At 39.8% G+C, this 19,429-nt stretch carries 17 protein-coding genes and 1 tRNA gene; 10 read left to right on the top strand and 8 right to left on the bottom strand.

Going from position 1 to position 19,429, the window contains the following annotated elements:
- Positions 1 to 25: 25 nt before the first annotated feature.
- Positions 26 to 2,692, bottom strand: coding sequence for a TonB-dependent receptor plug domain-containing protein (locus tag CRJ00_RS01115; RefSeq protein ID WP_099365095.1), 2,667 nt, complete (start codon positions 2,690 to 2,692; stop codon positions 26 to 28).
- Between the two features lie 64 nt (positions 2,693 to 2,756).
- Here CRJ00_RS01115 and purD point away from each other — a divergent pair, with 64 nt between their 5' ends.
- The 9 genes from purD to CRJ00_RS01075 all read left to right on the top strand — a co-directional run bounded on the left by purD (position 2,757) and on the right by CRJ00_RS01075 (position 11,081).
- Positions 2,757 to 4,031 (top strand): phosphoribosylamine--glycine ligase, encoded by a 1,275-nt coding sequence (gene purD, locus CRJ00_RS01110; protein ID WP_099365094.1) that lies wholly within the window; start codon positions 2,757 to 2,759, stop codon positions 4,029 to 4,031.
- Between the two features lie 97 nt (positions 4,032 to 4,128).
- Positions 4,129 to 4,203: transfer RNA gene (locus CRJ00_RS01105), tRNA-Glu, on the top strand.
- 245 nt (positions 4,204 to 4,448) lie between these two features.
- Positions 4,449 to 5,042 (top strand): phage integrase SAM-like domain and Arm DNA-binding domain-containing protein, encoded by a 594-nt coding sequence (locus CRJ00_RS19075; RefSeq protein ID WP_257213650.1) that lies wholly within the window; start codon positions 4,449 to 4,451, stop codon positions 5,040 to 5,042.
- Positions 5,043 to 5,195: 153 nt separating this feature from the next.
- Positions 5,196 to 5,669, top strand: coding sequence for a site-specific integrase (locus CRJ00_RS19070; protein ID WP_373560865.1), 474 nt, complete (start codon positions 5,196 to 5,198; stop codon positions 5,667 to 5,669).
- 128 nt (positions 5,670 to 5,797) lie between these two features.
- A complete protein-coding gene (locus CRJ00_RS18705; RefSeq protein WP_099365093.1) occupies positions 5,798 to 6,190 on the top strand; it encodes a hypothetical protein in 393 nt (130 codons plus the stop codon).
- Between the two features lie 126 nt (positions 6,191 to 6,316).
- A complete protein-coding gene (locus CRJ00_RS01090) occupies positions 6,317 to 8,203 on the top strand; it encodes a serine hydrolase domain-containing protein (protein WP_099365092.1) in 1,887 nt (628 codons plus the stop codon).
- Entirely contained in the window at positions 8,191 to 9,369 is a 1,179-nt protein-coding gene (locus tag CRJ00_RS01085; RefSeq protein ID WP_180268392.1) for a helix-turn-helix domain-containing protein, read from the top strand. Before CRJ00_RS01090 ends, CRJ00_RS01085 begins: the two co-directional genes overlap by 13 nt.
- Before the next feature lie 91 nt (positions 9,370 to 9,460).
- Positions 9,461 to 10,156 carry a hypothetical protein gene (locus CRJ00_RS01080; RefSeq protein WP_099365090.1) on the top strand — a complete coding sequence of 232 codons (696 nt, stop codon included), beginning with the start codon at positions 9,461 to 9,463 and terminating at the stop codon, positions 10,154 to 10,156.
- Positions 10,157 to 10,211: 55 nt separating this feature from the next.
- Entirely contained in the window at positions 10,212 to 11,081 is an 870-nt protein-coding gene (locus tag CRJ00_RS01075; protein ID WP_099365089.1) for a hypothetical protein, read from the top strand.
- A gap of 832 nt (positions 11,082 to 11,913) precedes the next feature.
- Here the strand turns inward: CRJ00_RS01075 and CRJ00_RS01060 are convergent.
- The 5 genes from CRJ00_RS01060 to CRJ00_RS01040 all read right to left on the bottom strand — a co-directional run bounded on the left by CRJ00_RS01060 (position 11,914) and on the right by CRJ00_RS01040 (position 16,162).
- Positions 11,914 to 12,327: a hypothetical protein gene (locus tag CRJ00_RS01060; protein WP_134778313.1), complete on the bottom strand. Its 414-nt coding sequence runs from the start codon at positions 12,325 to 12,327 to the stop codon at positions 11,914 to 11,916.
- Between the two features lie 75 nt (positions 12,328 to 12,402).
- Positions 12,403 to 14,259 (bottom strand): serine hydrolase domain-containing protein, encoded by a 1,857-nt coding sequence (locus CRJ00_RS01055; protein ID WP_099365087.1) that lies wholly within the window; start codon positions 14,257 to 14,259, stop codon positions 12,403 to 12,405.
- The gene (locus CRJ00_RS01050; RefSeq protein WP_180268391.1) at positions 14,259 to 15,071 is read right to left on the bottom strand and encodes an alpha/beta hydrolase family esterase; all 813 of its coding nucleotides are present in this window, start codon (positions 15,069 to 15,071) and stop codon (positions 14,259 to 14,261) included. The genes CRJ00_RS01055 and CRJ00_RS01050 overlap by 1 nt, the downstream gene beginning before the upstream one ends.
- Before the next feature lie 40 nt (positions 15,072 to 15,111).
- A complete protein-coding gene (locus CRJ00_RS01045) occupies positions 15,112 to 15,696 on the bottom strand; it encodes a hypothetical protein (RefSeq protein ID WP_099365085.1) in 585 nt (194 codons plus the stop codon).
- Positions 15,689 to 16,162, bottom strand: coding sequence for an RNA polymerase sigma factor (locus CRJ00_RS01040; protein WP_099365084.1), 474 nt, complete (start codon positions 16,160 to 16,162; stop codon positions 15,689 to 15,691). The genes CRJ00_RS01045 and CRJ00_RS01040 overlap by 8 nt, the downstream gene beginning before the upstream one ends.
- 1,583 nt (positions 16,163 to 17,745) lie before the next feature.
- Here CRJ00_RS01040 and CRJ00_RS01035 point away from each other — a divergent pair.
- Positions 17,746 to 17,994 (top strand): helix-turn-helix domain-containing protein, encoded by a 249-nt coding sequence (locus CRJ00_RS01035; RefSeq protein ID WP_099365083.1) that lies wholly within the window; start codon positions 17,746 to 17,748, stop codon positions 17,992 to 17,994.
- A 10-nt stretch (positions 17,995 to 18,004) separates the two neighbouring features.
- On the opposite strand, the gene CRJ00_RS01030 is transcribed toward CRJ00_RS01035, so the two are convergent.
- Both CRJ00_RS01030 and CRJ00_RS01025 read right to left on the bottom strand, forming a co-directional pair.
- Positions 18,005 to 19,021: an acyltransferase gene (locus tag CRJ00_RS01030; protein WP_099365082.1), complete on the bottom strand. Its 1,017-nt coding sequence runs from the start codon at positions 19,019 to 19,021 to the stop codon at positions 18,005 to 18,007.
- 212 nt (positions 19,022 to 19,233) lie between these two features.
- Entirely contained in the window at positions 19,234 to 19,416 is a 183-nt protein-coding gene (locus CRJ00_RS01025; protein WP_099365081.1) for a hypothetical protein, read from the bottom strand.
- Between the last annotated feature and the right edge of the window lie 13 nt (positions 19,417 to 19,429).

Below are 19,429 nucleotides of genomic sequence, written 5' to 3'. Positions count from 1 at the left end.
TTTTAGGGTAATTTACATAAAAATTTTATTTTACTTCAAAATCCAGGACTTTCCTGACCAATCGGCCATCGATATCCACGCCTTCCACGATCATGCGGTAGGTGCCGATTTCATCAGAAGTATAGAAGTCAAAGCTGGTTTTCCCGTCCTGTTTCGTTACGATTCCCGGTTCCCAATGTATGGTCGTGCGGAGATCCTGATCGAACTGGGTTTTGGAATCCACTTCATATGCTGGTTTATAGTATTCTTTCATCAGGGAGATTCCTTTTGGAGTGATCGCCAATAGACCTCGAGGTTGGAAATTGCTGCGGCTGGCATCACGACCGGTTTTACTGGTGATGATGATCAATCCGTTTGCACCATAAGATCCATAGATGCTGGTATGGTTAATATTTCTTAATACCTCTACGCTGGCTACATCAACGGGATTGATGGTGGAAAGCATGTCGGATTCCACATACATACCGTCCAATACGATCTGCATTTCTACCATTCCGCGGGTGTTCATGGCCTTACCACCTTGAAACATTACCCCGAGTAATCTGCCGTTCAAACACATCTCCAAGGTTGTACAGGTGGAAAGGTCATCCGCGGTCAAGATCTGATCGGCTCGTCCAGGACCGTTCAGGTTGGAAGAGTTTTCAGGTACCTTAGGTCTTTCAGCGCGAACCACGATCTCCTCAATTTCCGTCACCTTATCCATCAGACCACGGTTTTCCAATTGGCTGTAGAATAATTTTCCGGCCAGAAGCTGTTCACGGAATGCAGCATTGACATCATTGAGCATGTTCGGCTCGTTCTTCGCCATGTTCAACGGCGGGTTTTCAAATCGTTCCACCGAAATATCGATGTTCTTTTTCCCTTTTTCATCCTTGGCACTGACCAAAAACTTCACGCTATCTGGGAAAATCAGGTTGTCGAACACAAATTCTCCTTCTGCATTGGCGGTGGTATCGATATAATCCATAAAATTTTTGGTGGAGATCAATTGCATCTGCGCATTGGGAACTGGAGCTTTACGGCCCAGTTTTTTCGCTTGACCAACAATACGTAGGCCTTTTTCCGCCTCGTATTTTACCGGATTATTCAGGGAATCCAATTGTTTCCAATCGATCTTCCGCCAGCCCTGGGTCAATAGGAGGTTGTCCAGTTCAAATTCTTTGATACTGCCATCCTCGTTAAAATAATAAGCTGGATTTTCGAGGTATCCTTTCAGGTCTCCATTCAAGTATAGGCTACTGAGGATACTCACTTCATCTTTTGCGTCCTTGCCATATTTTGTCAGGTTCAATACGGATGCCGAAAGACTGGCTATCCTTATGGAATCATTCGTATTTCCCACCTCGACCTGGGTAGTCACCTTACTGCGTTTGCCATAGCTGTCCTTATCCAGATTAAGCTTCAGCGGCAGATTGCTGTTGCGGTTGAAATTAAACACCACTCGCTCTACCAGAGGGGTAAAGTTGCTGTTCAGGATACTGATGGTAAATACTCCGGTTGGCAACCTGTCTTTGGTCAGGCTGAAAAGCACGTTTTTACTGGATGCTTTTTGTTTAGCGATGTAGAATACATTTCCTAGATGTTGTATGGCAATGTAAATTTCCTCATTGTTTACTTTATCTTCCGAAAGATTTACCTGGGCAAAAAGTTTGGAGGCACTGCTCTGATTAACAGAAATGGAGTAGCCACTTTTGGTGATTGCCGGTAGGTTGATGGTCTTTTCGGTATTATCGTCGAATTTGACATGGACGGTATAGCTCTCAGCATTCGAAATGTAACAAGGAACGGATGCCATTCCTAATATATTGGTCTCCACCTGTGCGGCGGTATCTTTAGAGCCCGTTAGTAAAAGGATCTTTGCCTTGATGCCCTTGCCTTGCGGGTTGAGGGTTTTAAAAGCCATTCTGTTCAGCTCATCGCCGAGGATATAACCTCCTTCAGGAAATACCTGAATACTGTTTTCGGAAAAATAGGCTTTGGTATTGATGGTTTTCTTTACCCTTCTTTTTTCGGGGTTCAGGAAACTCAATAAGAGAAGTTTCCCTCTGTTTTTATCGGTGACTTTGATCTTGAGTTGACCGTTGGCATCAATGGATTCCCTTCCTTTATCCACTGTTTTTTCGCCATCTATGAATTCATAATTGATGGATGTCTTTGGGATGGCAGCGCCATTGATATTGTTCAGTTGGACCAGGTAATAATCTACGCCATTCTCTTGGATCACTGTGCTTTTCGTCTCTACATTATCAGAGCGAACATTTCCGATATTGATGACCTTTTCGAAGAAATAGTCGGGATCATCGTTTCGCATCCAATTGGTATAGGCGCGAAGTCGGTAGGACCCTTCGACCAGGGAATCTACGAGTTCTATATTTCCCACACCCACGCCGGAGAATAGTCCATTTATTTTTTGATTGACGATCTTTCCTGTTGGGCTTACCAACTCTACATAACCGATATTGGATAGGACGGATAGTTTATTTTCCAGACCGATGACACTGTAGATCTTGTACCAGATGGTTTCTCCGACACCGTAGAAGTTTCGGTCTGTCTGTAGGTGTAATTTTTCTTGGGGTCTTTTGGCAACATACTCGCTGAGGATTTCTTGTGCTTTTTCTACCTGTTGGGCCATCAGGAAATGGGTCGTGCAGCAGGCAATTAAAGTCAGAAGAAAGATCGATAGTCTCTTCATAATCAATTTGGCTAATTTCCCATAATGTTACGAAAAAATAGACGTATTTCAATATATTTGCGCTATGAATATTCTGATCATTGGTTCAGGAGGTAGAGAGTCTGCCTTTGCCTATAAAATCTCTAAAAGCCCAAAACTTAATCAATTGTTTATTGCTCCTGGAAACGCGGGTACTTCACAATATGGACAAAATGTTGCCCTTAAGGTGACCGATTTCCAAGCAATCGGTGAGTTTGTTTTGGCTAACCAGATTGAAATGGTCGTGGTAGGACCGGAAGAGCCTTTGGTAAAGGGTATTCATGATTATTTTCTAGCTGATGAGGCTTTGAAAGGAGTTGCGGTTATCGGCCCACAACAAGAGGGTGCTCAACTGGAAGGATCCAAGGATTTTTCCAAAGAGTTTATGATCCGTCATCAGGTTCCAACGGCTGCTTTCCGATCTTTTGATAAGGATTCCTTAGAGGCAGGATTAGCGTATCTGGATACACAGAAACTGCCGATCGTGTTGAAAGCAGATGGTCTTGCACAGGGTAAAGGGGTATTGATCTGTGAAACGTATGAGGATGCCAAAACGGAGCTGAAGGCAATGATTGCAGATGCAAAGTTTGGGGATGCGAGTAGTGTGGTGGTTGTTGAGGAGTTTTTGAAAGGGATCGAGCTTTCGGTCTTTGTATTGACTGATGGCGAAAATTATAAAGTATTGCCTTCGGCTAAGGATTATAAGCGTATTGGTGAGGGGGATACGGGATTGAATACCGGTGGTATGGGTTCAGTTTCGCCGGTTCCGTTTGCTGATCAGTCATTTTTGGATAAGGTGGAAGAGCGTATCATCAAGCCTACCGTGGAAGGTTTGAAGAAGGATAACATTCCTTATAAGGGTTTTATTTTTATCGGCCTGATGAATGTGGATGGGGAGCCTTATGTGATTGAATACAATGTGCGAATGGGCGATCCGGAAACGGAATCGGTGTTGGTGCGTATTGAGTCGGATTTGGTGGATCTATTGGAAGGGGTAGCAAAAGGTGATCTGGATAAACGGAATTATACGGTTACTCCAAAGACAGCTGCTACGGTGATGATTGTTTCAGGAGGATATCCCGGAGCCTATGAAACCGGAAAAGTGATCACGAATATGGAGAATGTGAAGGAGTCTATTGTGTTCCATGCGGGGACCAAGCAGGAAGGTGGAGATGTGTTGACGGCTGGTGGTCGAGTATTGGCGGTTACGGCTTTGGAGGATGATCTTTTCTCGGCCTTGCAACAGGCAACAGCGGATGCGGGAAGGATATTTTTCCAAGGAAAATACTTCAGAACGGACATCGGATTCGATTTGATCTAAAAATATCGATTTAAAAGCCAGTGAGTTATATTTTTGCGGTGTAAAATATTTTGGGAGTATGGATAAAGAGGCTATATTTGCATCACCAAAGCAAAAAGGCCCGTTCGTCTAGGGGTTAGGACGCAAGATTTTCATTCTTGAAACAGGGGTTCGATTCCCCTACGGGCTACCAGATCGAAGATTAAAACATACAAAAGCTTGCAAATTGAACATTTGCAAGCTTTTTTGTTTTTATGGCAGATCAAAATGTTCAGAAATTCGCAAACTTTTAGTGAGTCATTCGGTGAGTCATTAAATTTGATCGAAGTACTCACTGAAACGTATTCAATTCACTGATTTACAACATGTTTTATAAATAAACATCTTGATATGTTTTCGCTTCAAGGCTAATTTTGTTACACTTTTAAATGTTAAATAATGAGTACAAATTATTCCTTGCTCTTCTACTTGAAGAAACCAAAGAATTATGTCAGTGGAGCTAAGCCCATTTACATGAGAATTACGATTAATGGATCGGTCTGTGAAATCTCCACAGGAAAGAACTGTGACCCCAATCGATGGCATTCCAAAGCAAATCGATCAAAAGGAAATACCGAGGAGGTCAAGACTTTAAACAGCTATCTAGAGATGTTGAATCTGAAAGTTGCAGCCATCCATCTTGAAATCCTGAAAATGGGAAAAACCCCAACAATTGAATTGTTAAAGGCTAAACTTACAAGTAAGTCAGAAAATCAAAAGACATTATTATCGGTTCTAAAAGATCATAAACTTAAAATGGAATCATTGCTGGGCAATGGATTTCGGGAAAACACACTAAAGGGTTATAGGACGACTTATTCGCATTTAGAAAATTATATAACAAAGGAATATACAATTGCAGATATTGAACTCCGCAGAATTGACCATTCTTTTATCGTAGGCTATGAATACTATCTTCGGTCGGAAAAAGCCTGTTCGGATATTTCAGCAGCAAAAAACATCAAGCATTTAAGAAAAATTATTAATTTATGACTAGCACATGGATGGATCTCGGGCAATCCTTTCAAGTTTTATAAGACAAATGCAAAGCCTAAGGAAAAATCCTATCTAAACAAAGCGGAACTGACAAGAATCGAAAATAAAAAGCTTGATATTCCAAGACTTCATCAAGTCAGGGATATTTTTGTGTTCTGCTGCTATACCGGACTTTCCTATGCTGATGTTACAAAATTGAGTAGAGATAATATTGAGGTTGGTATTGATAATAAATTTTGGATTAAGATCAGAAGACAAAAAACAAACACACTTTCTTCTATCCCGATTCTTCCAAAGGCTCTTGAAATCCTTGAATCCTATCGAGATTATCCGCCCTGTCAATCAATTGGCCTAATGTTACCCATATTGAGTAATCAAAAGATGAATAGCTATCTGAAAGAAATTGCTGATCTCTGTGGAATAACGAAAGAACTGACCTTTCATATTGCTAGACATACATTTGCAACTACGATTACTCTTTCAAATGGAGTACCAATTGAAACCGTTTCAAAAATGCTCGGCCATCTTGATATTCGTACTACACAGCATTATGCCAAACTATTGGACAATAGAATCAGAAAGGATATGGAAAATTTAGAGATTAAATTATATGGATCAAAATAAGAAGATTATATCATTTTAAAAGTAGTCCCAAGGAAGAAACCATTCTGGGATTATTTACTATCTACCCTTCTTCAGGTTCCAGAGCGGAGGTCAGCGAACTAAAGAGGAAGAGAGAAGAAGATTGGGAGGTGCTCCAATCAGTCAAAAAAGACAAAAGTGATCTCTGGGAACGACTCTCAAAGTTTGTGGACAGCGACAACGAAGGTGCGACCGAATCCATAAAAAACAACAAGTTGAGGATGTATTACCTGTACAAGCTTGGTTTTTTGAACGATGCCATTTGGAATGAAAAGCTCGGTGACGAACAGCGGGCCAAAATATTGTGCAAAATACTGGAAGGAGGGCGGTTGAAAATAGGCACAGCTCTGCAATATTACAAACTGTTCAATTCCATAAGTTCAGCTGAACTTAGAGCCTATGTGGTGGATAATAAAAAGGTCGTCTTTGATTATATTAAAACTATATGTTCTGATATTGAATTAAAAAGAGGTGAATTCATCAATAGCTTGAGAAAAAAATAAGAGGGACCAAAGGATTCGCAGACTTGTTAATCTGGATTCCCACAAAAAGAAACAGATTTATCCGTTTGGATGGACACGGACAGGCCCAGTAGAGATCATTGCTAATTTGCATAAAAGAATGAACTTATGATCAACTCAAAAACTTTCTATCTCGCAATGCTCATTGTGGCAAGTTATTTTACCGCGTCAGCACAGGTAAGCACAGCCACAATATCCAATAGCAATATCAATCAATTGTACAATCGTTTAGACACTGTCATTCAGCAGGAACATATTCCTGGTCTACTGGTTGCTATTGTAAAAAAAGACAGTATACTATATTCTGGTGGACTGGGGTATGCACATCTGAAACAACGTCTTCCAGTAGAAAATCAGACACAATTTCACTTTGCTTCCGTCACCAAATTTTTCGTGGCAATGGGTATACAACAATTAGTTGCTAACAGGAAGCTAAAGCTCAATGACCGTATTCGTGATATAGCGCCTGAAATACCTTTTGACAATCATTGGGAAGCTACAGATCCGGTACGGGTAGTTCACTTGCTCGAACATACCGCGGGCTTTGACGATGTTCAACTCAACAGCATGGTGGATACAAGAAAAAAAAATGCACTTGCTGGTATCGATGCCATTAAAGCTGTTAGCAATTCACTTACGGTGCGCTGGCGGCCGGGAACCATGATGTCGTATTCCAACCCAGGTTATAATGTACTCGGCTATATAATTGAAAAAGTTTCGGGCATGCCTTGGGATAGGTATTTAAAAGAACAGATTTTTTTACCATTGAACATGCAAAACAGCTTATTTGATCTTGATGGAACTCATAGACCCAGCTTTGCCACAGGCTATGACTTTCAAAAGGGAGAATACAGGCCAATGCCATTCTATCGTCCGAGCGGAAATGGGGCCGGAAGCGCGTTGGTATCCAATGCTGATGACATGGCAAAATTCATGCTTTACCTGCTCAATGGTAGTGCCGACATCAGGTTATTGGATAATGCCGGCCTGAAGGAAATGGAGACCATTCACAGTACCTTAGCCAGCCAAGCTGGATTACAAACGGGATATGCCCTCGGCAATGATCTATTTCCGAATAATAAAAAGGTCAGTTTAAGGGGCCACAATGGTAAAGGGGAAGGCTTTGTATCCTGGTTATTCTTTAACCGTGAAGCTGGTATAGCCTATGCAATAGCAGCGAATAGTGTTGTCAATCTTTGGCCAATCTCACAGGCTATTGAAGAATTTTTGACAAAGGACATATCTGCTCCAAAACCAGTCAGCGTACCGATAGATGAACAAAAAATTAAACCACTACTCGGATACTATCAATTTATGAATCCCAGAAACGAACGCTGGGAATTTTACAGACGCATCTTTGGCGGCATTGAACTAACGGCGGTCAGCAAAGATAGACTCGTCGTAAGAAAAGAAAACGGACAGCTCGATTCTCTTGTCCATATGGGCAATGGCATCTTCCGGCTAAAAGATGATATTCTCCCGGCTTTTGTGTTAGCCAAAGATCCCAACGGCCAGCCCTTCTTTCAAGGTTATGGCAATAGTTTCTATCGTAAAGTATCTCGGGCTTCTGTTTTAATCCAAAAGTTGCCTATCTATCTTGGACTTATGGCTATTTTAATTTATCTCATCTATAGCTTTATCGGAATATTTCTTACGCTCTTTCGAAAAATGAAACTGATAGACCTGGCCATTCCTTTATTGCCAATAGTAGGAACATGCTGTTTTCTCGCTGCTTATCGACTTATGGGACAAACAGACGCCAGCCATAAAGAGTTATTTGTCTCTTTTAATGGAACAAGTTTTTCGATATTTCTGGGCATGATCTTATTTGCTATTTTGGTTGCCGTAAGCAGCATGTTGCTTTATAGCCGCTGGTCTCGACTGAACCCATTATGGCTTCGTCTGTTTTTAGCCTTCAATAACTTCTTTTTATGCTATCTCGTCGCCCTTCTATCCATCAATGGTTGGATCGGAGTACCTATATGGATGATGTAGCTCCCTTTGATCAATTATGTTTAAATTCACATTACAATGATAACTTGTTACTGCCCATGATCAATATACTGTATACCTTTCATGCTTTTTCAGCAGGTGCATTTCTGCTGCTCGGTACCTTAATCTTTATGGGTATCAACCACACTTGTTCCCAGGCGGATCGATGGCTAGGAACATGGTATTATTTGATGGGATGCTTATTTACCCAGCTTTTTCTAGAAGGTTTTCATATCGAGAGCGAAGGATTGATCCATACGCTGGAACTCCCACGGTGGGCTACACTTCCCTGCTTCTACCTGGCCGTTCACTACATGGTCAAACCAACAGCAAAAATGCGGTATTGGGGACTACATTTTATTCCGTTCCTCGCTTACCTTTTCTTCTCCATCATCTATTTAATACCCGGCCTTTTTAATAGTCACATCCATCCGCCGCAGTTACCGCAGTGGATCATATTTGCTATCAAATATTTCTTTTTTGCACAATGTATCTTTTATTGGATTGCATGTTATAGGCTCTTCAAAATACACCAGAAAAACATTCGCCAGCTATCTTCCTATACGGAAAAGATAAACATGGCCTGGCTGAAGTATCTTTTGATCGCGCTATTATTGATGATTGTAGCCCGTCTGCTGGCTATGGTTCATTTAGTTTTTAGCTCAGTGGCTCCAATTCTATATTTTATGGGCACAGTGGCGCTTGGGTACGCAACGCTAACACAACGGTCAATTTACACAATTGAGTCTACAGAAAACCTGATCAACGAAACGGAGCATAAAAAGGTCAAGGCCGAAGAGCGGCTGACAGCACAACAGGTAGACACATTAAAAGAAAAATTATTGCAGAAAACAACAGCTGAAAAGCTATATCTCGATCCTGGATTAACACTATCATCCCTTGCGGACCATATCGGAATCAATCCGCATGATCTTTCCTATATCATAAACAATGGATTGGAAAAAAATTTTTACCAGTTTATCAACGAGCTTAGGACGGAGAGAGCGAAAAAACTTTTATTATCCGACGAAGCCAAACAACTTGATATGTTTGGTATCGCAATAAGGGCAGGTTTTAATTCAAGAACAACTTTTTATAGCAGCTTCAAAAAAATAACCGGTATCACGCCAACAGAATATATGAAAGTCTATAGGAAACAATCAAATTAACGGTGCACAATGAAGTTTGTTCGATTGCATCCATTCGGACTGTTAGCCGATCAAAAAGACCTACTCTTGCATCATATCAACAAAAAGAATTATGATACAATACATCAAACCAAGCGGGAGCTCGAAAGCGATCCGCCAATTTTGCACAGCAACATATGGTCTTCTGGTGGGAGCATGTTGCCTTTTTTCTTCGATCGATACATTCGCACAGACCGCCCCTAAAGATGCCTCCCAGCAACAACAGCTTGTTCCGCTAAAATCATTTCAGGGCTACTACCAGCTACCCAATAAAGTGGCTTTCATTGCTTTCGAGGAGCAAGATAATAACCTTTATGCCACACAGCTGTGGGATCAGAAAAAAAGATATCGGCTGGTCCGTAAAGATGATACACATTTTGAATCCAAAAATGAAGGATATTCAATTGAGTTCTTAAAAAATAGCTCAGGTGATTTTAGCCAAACCAAGATTCTGGGTAGAATTATCTGTGAGCGCGTGCCATTTGACCCCAATAAAATTGCGAGTTTAACCACATCTCAACTGAAACAGCTTGCCGGAACTTACCTAAAGGTAAATGACAACAACTTTAAGATTCAAATAGACCCCTCCTCAACAGGCTTAACGCTTACACAATTGTGGGATAACAGAACAATTTCATTTACTCCTCGCTCGGAATTTTTCTTCCTCAATGATGATGGCACATTTCCATTGACATTTTCTGTTGCCAATGGAAAAATAGAGCAGATGCAGTGTTTCGAAAATGATGTTTGGATAAAAACTGACCAATAATCCTATTCAAAAAAATAATATGAACAGATTTATTTCCAGTTTGTTCCTACTGCTGGTGGGTACAGCTCAGCTTAGTGCACAACAGATAGCAGATGAACAGTTCCATTATCCCATCACCGATCCGCGGCACCGGATAGGTGATGGACCGATACTCCTATTTGACGAGGCACACAACAATCCAGTTACTTTGAGAGGAGCTTACGCACCATTTTCAGATCTCCTGCAAGCTGACGGATATCGTCTCCAAAGTGCGAAGGAAAAAATCTCTTACGATCAATTAAAGGAGGTGAAAATCTATATCAGCATAAATGCCTTATATAATCTGGAAAACTGGAATTTACCCACATATTCAGCCTTTACCGATCAGGAGATAGAAACTCTCCGTCAATGGGTATCTGATGGCGGAAGCCTATTTCTAGTCACCGACCATATGCCATGTGGAGGCTCAGTGCAAACTCTTGGTGCGGCATTTGGCATTCATATCGTGAACGGTTATGCGTTACCTAAGAATGGACGTCCGGAAATATTTTCAAAGCATAGAGAAACACTGTTATCCAACGAAATAACTACGGTACCAGGTAAGGAAATAGACAGTATCATGTGCTGGAGTGGAACGGGATTTATAGTCCCAACGACCGCATATATTATTTCTCTGTTGAACGAAGAATATGAAATTTTTCTACCTAATGATGCGGATCAGATAAAAAGGCCTATTCCAGACAATATTCCCCGATTGTCGGGCAAAGGGTTTGCAAACGGTGCTTATCTCCGCTTTGGGAAAGGGAGGATTGTGATCTTCGGGGATGGCGCTCCTTTTTCGGCACAACTCCATGGCATCAAAAGTGAAAAAAGAGGAATGAATCATCCTTCTGCTTACCAAAATGCACAGTTTCTGCTTAATATCGTTCATTGGCTTGACCAATGAACTGATTTGTCTAAAAGACATTCAACATATGACCTTCGAGGGGTGTAAAGAGAAGAGCAATCAGATTAGTAAACCTATAAAAACTTTTAAATGGTCGCAATTATTGAGTTGTTTTCCTTTTTGTGATTCATAAAGCGTTTTATAATCTATTACCAACGCTAATTTTCCTTAGATCAAGTCAATGATTAAAAATCCAAAAATATCTGAAAAAATAATCGATGATGGTCTCAAGCTTCTCTAGATATAAGGAAATCTATTGAAAATGTGTAAAAACTTAATGGTATAGACCTTGTGAAAAATCCCAAAAGAATAGATAGTGACCAATCCCATAATGAATCCCTCTGAACATTGTGCTATACAAACGTATTTCGTATGAAACAGATACTTACATATCCATCGTCGTCGCTGGACGGTCCTGGATACCGGACAGATCATCACAAGGGATTGGATCCTGGTGAGTGAGGGTGCTTGAATGACTACGGAATTCGGGCTTTTTTTAAAGAAGATATTTGGATAACCATCCAGTAAGCGCCCAGTTGGTAGGTCTGTTCTTCCAAATGGACGGTAAGCAACTATAGGATCAATACAAGAACGATCTCAGCGACTTTCATGCCTAGGACCAAAAGCTCACGCAGAGAGCTGGACCTTATTCCCTGATAACATATCGGAACACCTGAGCATCGAAATAAACAATCTTTCAGTCCAAAAGCCCATCATCAAACTGCAGCGATATAGCCTTGATCAGCAAATCACAAGAAAAAGGACTTAGGATGTAAAATGCATCACATCCCAAATTCTTCAGTTAGACCGGTCTTTGGTACCAATTCTAAAACTACTGTTTTTCTCCCTCAAAGCTATATGGGATTTCCAGTGTATTCACAACCAAAGTTAATTTTTTCTCCGCAATCTTGTAACCAAATAGCCCTTGGGCATCATCTCCATTGACAAGCCCTGGAACATCAGCTTTTGCCCGAATGGTCCTGGAAGCTGCATGTGAATATGGTTCTCCAGCTTTAGCGTCGAATTTTAGGCGATTATCATCTACTTTCGAAACAATTAAAACAGCATTAAAATAATTGACACCATCAATTCTATAGGCGCCCTTATATGTACCTACTGCAACGTCAATTGAACCTGTTCCCTGATTGGGGTTATCATCATCTTTGCTGCAACCCACAAAGTTTATGAGTGCAACCATCAAAACTAAAGTCTTGCAAAATCTAATTTTAAAATTTGTCTTTTTCATACTTTACTATGTTTATTATTAATTAATGTTAAACCAAATGTTTCAGAATAAACCGCGATCTGTTAATTGATTCCATCAGTCCCATGCTGCAAAGGGTATCAGATTATATGACCAGAGTGTTATAACGAATTGTGAAACCAAAACCATCAGCCAAAAATCAATGCGTTTTATACTTTTACTTAACGTTGATCCATAATTTATCAGAGATATAAAACAACCAGCCGGAAGTAAAAAGGTACACGCATAGATCAGCATAGTAGGAGGGGATTTATTTCCTATTCTTATCATATCAATACTTGATACTAATAGTAAGGATAACGTGAACAATATCAACGTCGAAATACAGAACATAGACGTTGATCTGAAATATTTCCATTTTCTCCTGAATAAATTAATGATGAAACCAAGGATGAGGAATAATGCCGCTACGACCCCAAGAACAACACTAATGGTGGTCAGGTAAATTTTCCAGCCGCCTATCTTTTTTAAGGTCATTGCGCCGGTGGTGAGAAATGTTTCGCCCGATCCATCATTATAGAACAAATAGGAAGCTGCTGTTCTAGCCTGTGCAACAAACAGCGCGTTACCTATTGTCTTTGCAAAAATTTCTTTCTTTTGAAAGGGTCGGATAGAAATATCGTTTCCGATATTTTTCACAACAGTATATCCGCAGATGACATCAATGAGTTCCATGGGATGAATCTTTGTAAAGACAGGGACATAATAACCTTCCCATTCGGAATCCTGTACAACCGACGACCTCTTTACGGAACCGACATGCAATTGTAAAGTATCCATATCCAGATGATCAATTAAGGCTTTATTGAACAGTTCATAATCGGCCGTTTCGCTGTCCATATTATGCGCTATGAAAAATGCTTTTTTTTCTTTTGGAAAGAGGTAATACATCGCCCGGAAGCCAATCGTGTTTCCCGTATGGGCTACCCCGACAACACCATGGCGATCTCTGGAGAGAGCTCCCAGAGCATAGCCCAATCTCAGTCCATTTTTTGCGGCAATGGTATTTACCGGTCTTCCCATTTGATCGATGAACTCCTTTCTGATGAATTCCTGGTCATTTAATCGCCCACCGTTGAGCAAAAACTGCAAAAATTTTCCCATATCCTCAGCTGTAGTTGTAAACTGGCCTGCTGGACGCACATATATCGGCATTGCAAAGGCAGGATCTCCATTGTCAAAATGCCCCATGGCCAGCTTTTTGTCTTTTTGCTGGGATCTGAAATGGAAAGTGCTGTTCTTAAGACCAATGGGCCGGAGAAGGTTTCTGTCGAGATAATCTTCGTATGGTTCCTTTACGAAAGTTTCTATCAGCATGCCAAGCAGCGTGTACCCCATATTGGAATAAGAAAATAATGATCCGGGCTTAACATGTATATCCAGTAGCTCGGGATTCCTTTCGTAAAACTCTTTTAATGGTGTTAGGGCGGTTGAGCCCGTACTGAAGAAGTGCCACAGTCGAATGTCGGACATGCCAGAAGTATGGTCGAGCAGATGCCGAATCGTAACAGGGTTTGAATTTTCCCAAGGGTTGTCCATCGGCAGGTCTTTCAAATATTTCTTTATCGGGTCATCCAGATTGAGCATATTCTGGGTAGCCAATCGCAAGATCCCCATTGCAAGGAAGGTCTTGGTTAAGGAACCGACATGTACCTTATCGTCCCTAAGCATTGGGTCGCCCGTACGTCTGTTTTTGAGTCCGGAACTATACGAAGTAATCTGTCCGTTATTAACAACCGAATAAACAGCCCCTGAAAGATTTTCCTTTTTTAGAAGAACATCTATTTCCTGTAACGATTGAGCGGCTGCAACTGAAGGCTGAAGTAAACATAACACGATATAACTCGTTACCTTCCAAAAGTTAACCGGCTTCTCCAAAAGTGAAATTTTACGCGACAGGTATTTGAAGATCATTACTTTTGATTGAAAAAATTCCACATATATTCATTGATATCAAGTTCCTTCGATGTAGGTCCGATCGGCAGGCCTATGTTGAAGTCATCCGCTCCTGGCCAGGTGTGGCCCCCGTCTTCGATCGTGATCAATGTCAGGATTCGATCTGTATTTTTTGTTTCCAAAATCGTTATCGATTTTCCATTTTCTGTTTTTCTGTCTGTATAAAGAGGTTTAATTTTTTCAATAGTAAAGAGGTTCGTTTTCCAAAAACTATAGGTATCCAGAGCAGAAAAATAGCCACCTTTTTTTCCATCATATTTGACAATCTGATCTGCCTTTCCGTTCACCATCAGGACAGAAATCGGGTTTTCCGGCTTATGGTGGTAGGCTACCGAATCGGGAAGATTTGCCCCGATGCTTGCGATTGCAGAAAACCGATGTGGCAGTTCCGATGCAATCCTATGGCAGAAAAATCCTCCACGTGACAGTCCGGTAGCAAAAACTTTATTCTTTATAATGTTATGTTCCTTTTCGATATGCGAGAGAAGGCTGTCCACGAAACCTATATCGTCAGTCCCGTCTTTGTAGGACATTCCATAACCTACATTCCAATCTTCGTTTACTCCCTTTGGATAGACAACGATAAATCCATGCCTATCAGCCGTTCTGTTCATACCTGTATAGAGCATCTGCTCGGCAGGCGTCATTCCTCCGCCATGAAAATTGAAGACTACCGGGTAAGATTTGTCAACGGAATAATTTTTCGGAGTATAAATAATGTATTTCCTGTTAACTCCATTGACCAAGATGCTTTTTGTTTGGCCAAACACGAAAATCGGTATACAAACAAGTAAAAGGAAAATAATATTTTTAATCATATTGGAAGATTTCTACTATTTTGGATGATAGTCTTTGGTTCTTTCTTTTTATCCTTTTCGAGAGGATGGGTTTCAAAATTATCCATACAAAGCTTATAAGGGTCAATAAAAGTGTTGATGAAAGCATAACGCCGGCAGGAGATTTAAACATTGAATCTAAAAAATGTAGATAAACCGAAATAAGAAAGAATGTGGTTACAATACAGAACATCATCAGGTCACGTTGCCCTTGCTTCAAATAGATATCCGGAAGAGTCCGTATAAAATCGGTACTGTTCGACAGATATTCTTTCCGTTCTCCGGTAATCCTGCCCCAGGAATATCCGAACAGATGAACCGAAATCACGAGCAGGATGATTTCTGAAATGCTTTTATAAATGCTGTTCAGTTCATCTGTATGTATAACGTAGGCAAAGCATATTGCCGAAAAAAATATAGCGGCAATGAACCAAAGGAGAATAGCCATCCTTTTCCTTTTTCTCCATTGTTGCAGGGTTTGGCTAAATTCATTGAACGATTCGTCCGCGTCCACCTCCAATGATTGCCAGGTTTTTTTTAAGTCCAAAAAATTATTCATCTTCCTTCATTTTTTTTGATAGTACTTCTTTTATTCTATGGATACGAACCCGTACGTTGGAGTGGCTCAGTCCTAATATTTCAGCGATTTTATCCTGCTTTAGATCTTCCAGATAAAAGCCGATGATCAGTCTGTCCATATCCGGAAGTTCAGCAATGCACCGGTGTAGCCTGACAAAGTTTGCGTCTTCCACACGGTGATCTGTTTCCTCATGATTTAAAAAACTATATTCACTACCAAGTTGTTTTTTCTTTTCATTCTCGATTTGTCTCAGGCATTTGTTACTTGCGATTCTGTAGATCCATCCGGCTATATTTTCTTGATGTTTGATCTCTTTCAGGTTGGTAAATACCGTAATAAAAGTATCCTGCATCACGTCCTTGGCCATTTCTGTATCATTGAAATAGCCAAAGCAGACCCTGAATATTTTACTAGAGTATTCTTTATATAGATGTTCGAATTCCATTACGATAGATTTCCATTATACTTTGATAAATACAGAACTACTCAAAATGTTACAGATTATTGAAAAAAATCCTAATCTGTTCTCTTTGTTGCTTAATTTCCAAATGGTCTTTCCACCCCACCCCCGAATTGCTTAGTATCTAATTTGAAAAAAAGCCATAAGCTGCTTTGACTTTAAATAGTATAGTTAGAAAAAGTCTCGATATTTCATGGTCCACCAGCTTTACAGATTTTTGAAATATATTGAATACAAATACTTGTTAAAAAACTGGTTAAAAAAAGGTCAGTCTCTGTACACTATGATATTATTTCGATATCCAAACCAACATACAGAAGACAAACTATTGATCCTACAAATCAAAATTAAATTCGAATTAGTGAACAGTCCCTCAGTGAGTCTCGTCGAACATTGTGCTATTCAAACGTATTCCGTATGGCACAGATATTCTCAAGTTATTCGGATTCAGAGTTTAAGGAACTTCTATTCGTGAATTTCAAAAGGCTGTCAGGGAACCCATTGATGGTAATCCAATAGCAAAAGTAAATCCTGACACCGAAGGGATAGGATACAGAACAAGGTCAGAAACCAGAAAATTGTTGGGGGGAATATTCCAACACTCACTATTGGGAAAAAGCTGGGATTTTGATTTCCCACAGAATAGGCCAAAAAGTATTCTATTGGATCGGACAATCCGGGAGGACCTATCAAAGGCAGGAAGGGAGGTTAAGGATGGGACGGATGGACAACATTCCGAACGCAATACCATCCAATATATCTGCATACCACGATATAAACGTATCCGAATATCTATTAATCCGTGTATGTACATACATATGTATTTATGTATCCGGATATGATCTATACCAATGTATGGATATATAGTTATATTGTTATATGCTTATCCAGATATAAGTTAGGATATACCATTGGCAGGTTAATTAGCTCGGCCAATAACCTAACAACATACCCCTCTACTCTTTTCGAGAGACAAAAACGGCCATGCTATTCCTTCATTCTTCCAATCCCCATTTGTTTGGAGAATGAGGATCTTGGACGTAAGAAGCCTTTTAACAATAGTAATGGAACTTTAGAAATATGGAAATAGGAGGGAATTCCAATTTTGAAAGTGTCAATAAAATGGCTATTGTTATTCCAGGAAATCATTATCAATTTATCAATATCCCTAAAACTAATGGATTTATTGAGTATACCAGTTCTAGAAAGGTTTTAGATATTTACATTTAGGAGGATTTTTAATTTGAATTGCTTAAAACACAGGGTTGTTCCGAAAAACAACTGCAGGAACATTTTATATTAAAGAATTATACCTTTTACCGGGATGCAGCCCTGATCAATGAATATCAATAAAGTTTAATCGAGGAATTGTTGAATCATTCCTATCAATCAGAATTTGCCAAACAGTTTATTAGAACAAAGGCATTAGAATTTATCATTACTGTTTTTGCTGGCGCAAATAATCAGCTGACCGTTAAAAAATGGTCTCAGCATGATGTGGAAATTATTCATAGTATAAGTAGGTGTTTAAATGAACATTTTCATGAGGATTACATTTAAAAACAATAATGCGTAAATTTGGAATCAATGAATATAAATTGAAAAATGCGTTCAAGGATATATTTGGTGATACGGTTTTCAGCTTTATCCGAAAGCAAAAATTAAAGCGTGCAAAAGATCTTTTATTAAACTCTGAATTAGAAATCAAGGAGATTGCTTTCTTGACCGGTTTTAAATATTCGCATCATTTCTCCAAGGTGTATTTTGTATATTTTCATATGAAGCCGCAAGAAGTGCGAATTCATCAGTCTTGTTAGCAATTCTTTTCTAGCCACTGGCATATTTTCCATAGGGCAGCTTTCGAATTAAAAACGTAATACCTATGGAAACTATGATCGTGCTGATGGTTGCTAGAGGGATAACCCAAGCTGTGCTGAAAAATTTGTAAATCAGTGGATGCAAGAAGTTTAACGGAATAATATGGCAAAGGTAAATCCCAAAGCTATATTTGTCAATTGTTGCTATCCAAGCTGGAACTTGAAGATTCTGGGTCCATTCCTTAACCCAAAGAAAGAGTGATCCGGCGGCGATGGTAGTGGTTACAAAAACATAATTATAAAAGAAGGGATCCAGCCTTTTAGCTCCTTGGTTAAGGATGTTCGTGCCGACGGCGCCGATGACAACCATCAATAAATAAAGAAAAGCAAATACAAACCAGCTCTTTTTAAAATCAAAGTTTTTCACGCTTAAGTAGTATCCCAAAACCAAGTAACCAACATAACCCGAAAAAAAGGTCAGATCAAATTTGGGCATGACTTTGTACAATGATTTATTGCTGAAGCACATCGATAATAACCACAGAACCAAAAACACTTCCATTTCACTGGTGGAAGATCGTATCAGTAATTTTCTTAGAAAGGGGATCGCCAGGTAAAGCCCTATGATCATATATAGATACCATAGGTGGGCATTGGCTCCATGCAGAATCTTATCAAAACTAATGGACCATATTTTTTCTGTGGATAGTGACTCAAAATTGGTATACCGGTAGAAATAATAGATCAAGTAGACAAGGGTCCAGAAGGCAAAAGGATAAAGTAACTTCGGAACACGTTTTTTGTAGAAAGTCCAGGTGTCTTCATCCTTAGGGATCAGCAAAAACCCGGAAATGATAATAAAAATAGGTACAGAACATCTGGTGGCAGCATTGATCCAATTGGCGTAATTCCAATCAAATCCCGCTGTATTGATCCGGTAAAGAAAGCCTGTCGAGGCATGTATCAAAACTACAAAGATGGTTGCAATAACACGTATATAGATCAAGTAGTTGTTTTTCTCTGTCATGCCCTTAATTTCCGAAAATATAATTGAATCCAATGAGAATCCGCAAATTTGAAAAACATTATTTTAAATGATCGGTTTATGCGTATTATTTCAAGATTGCGATCATGCCTTTCTTGTTTAAAGCTAAGAAAAACTAAAATCAACAACATTTATTGGATAGAAGGGGCTATTAAAACTGTTTTAATTGTATTAACTAATAGGAAACGACTGCTTTAATCGTGGTCATCTACTTTATTTGGGTTTGGAGGCAGGGGATTAGTGTCCTTTTCTGGCCTTTTTCCTGTATTGTCTTCCACGTTGGTTTTCTTTTCCTCTGGAGTGGGATATTTCCTGTTTTTCTCCGTTTCCTTGATTTGTTCTGATTCTCTGTATGGGGCTTTTTCCTGTTTGCTCATGATCGCTCTTTCT

The sequence above is a fragment of the Sphingobacterium sp. 1.A.4 genome (genome assembly GCF_002734245.1).
GTDB lineage: Bacteria > Bacteroidota > Bacteroidia > Sphingobacteriales > Sphingobacteriaceae > Sphingobacterium > Sphingobacterium tenebrionis.
The sequence above is the reverse complement of the archived record's forward strand: the minus strand, read 5'-3'. Positions and strand labels throughout refer to the sequence as shown.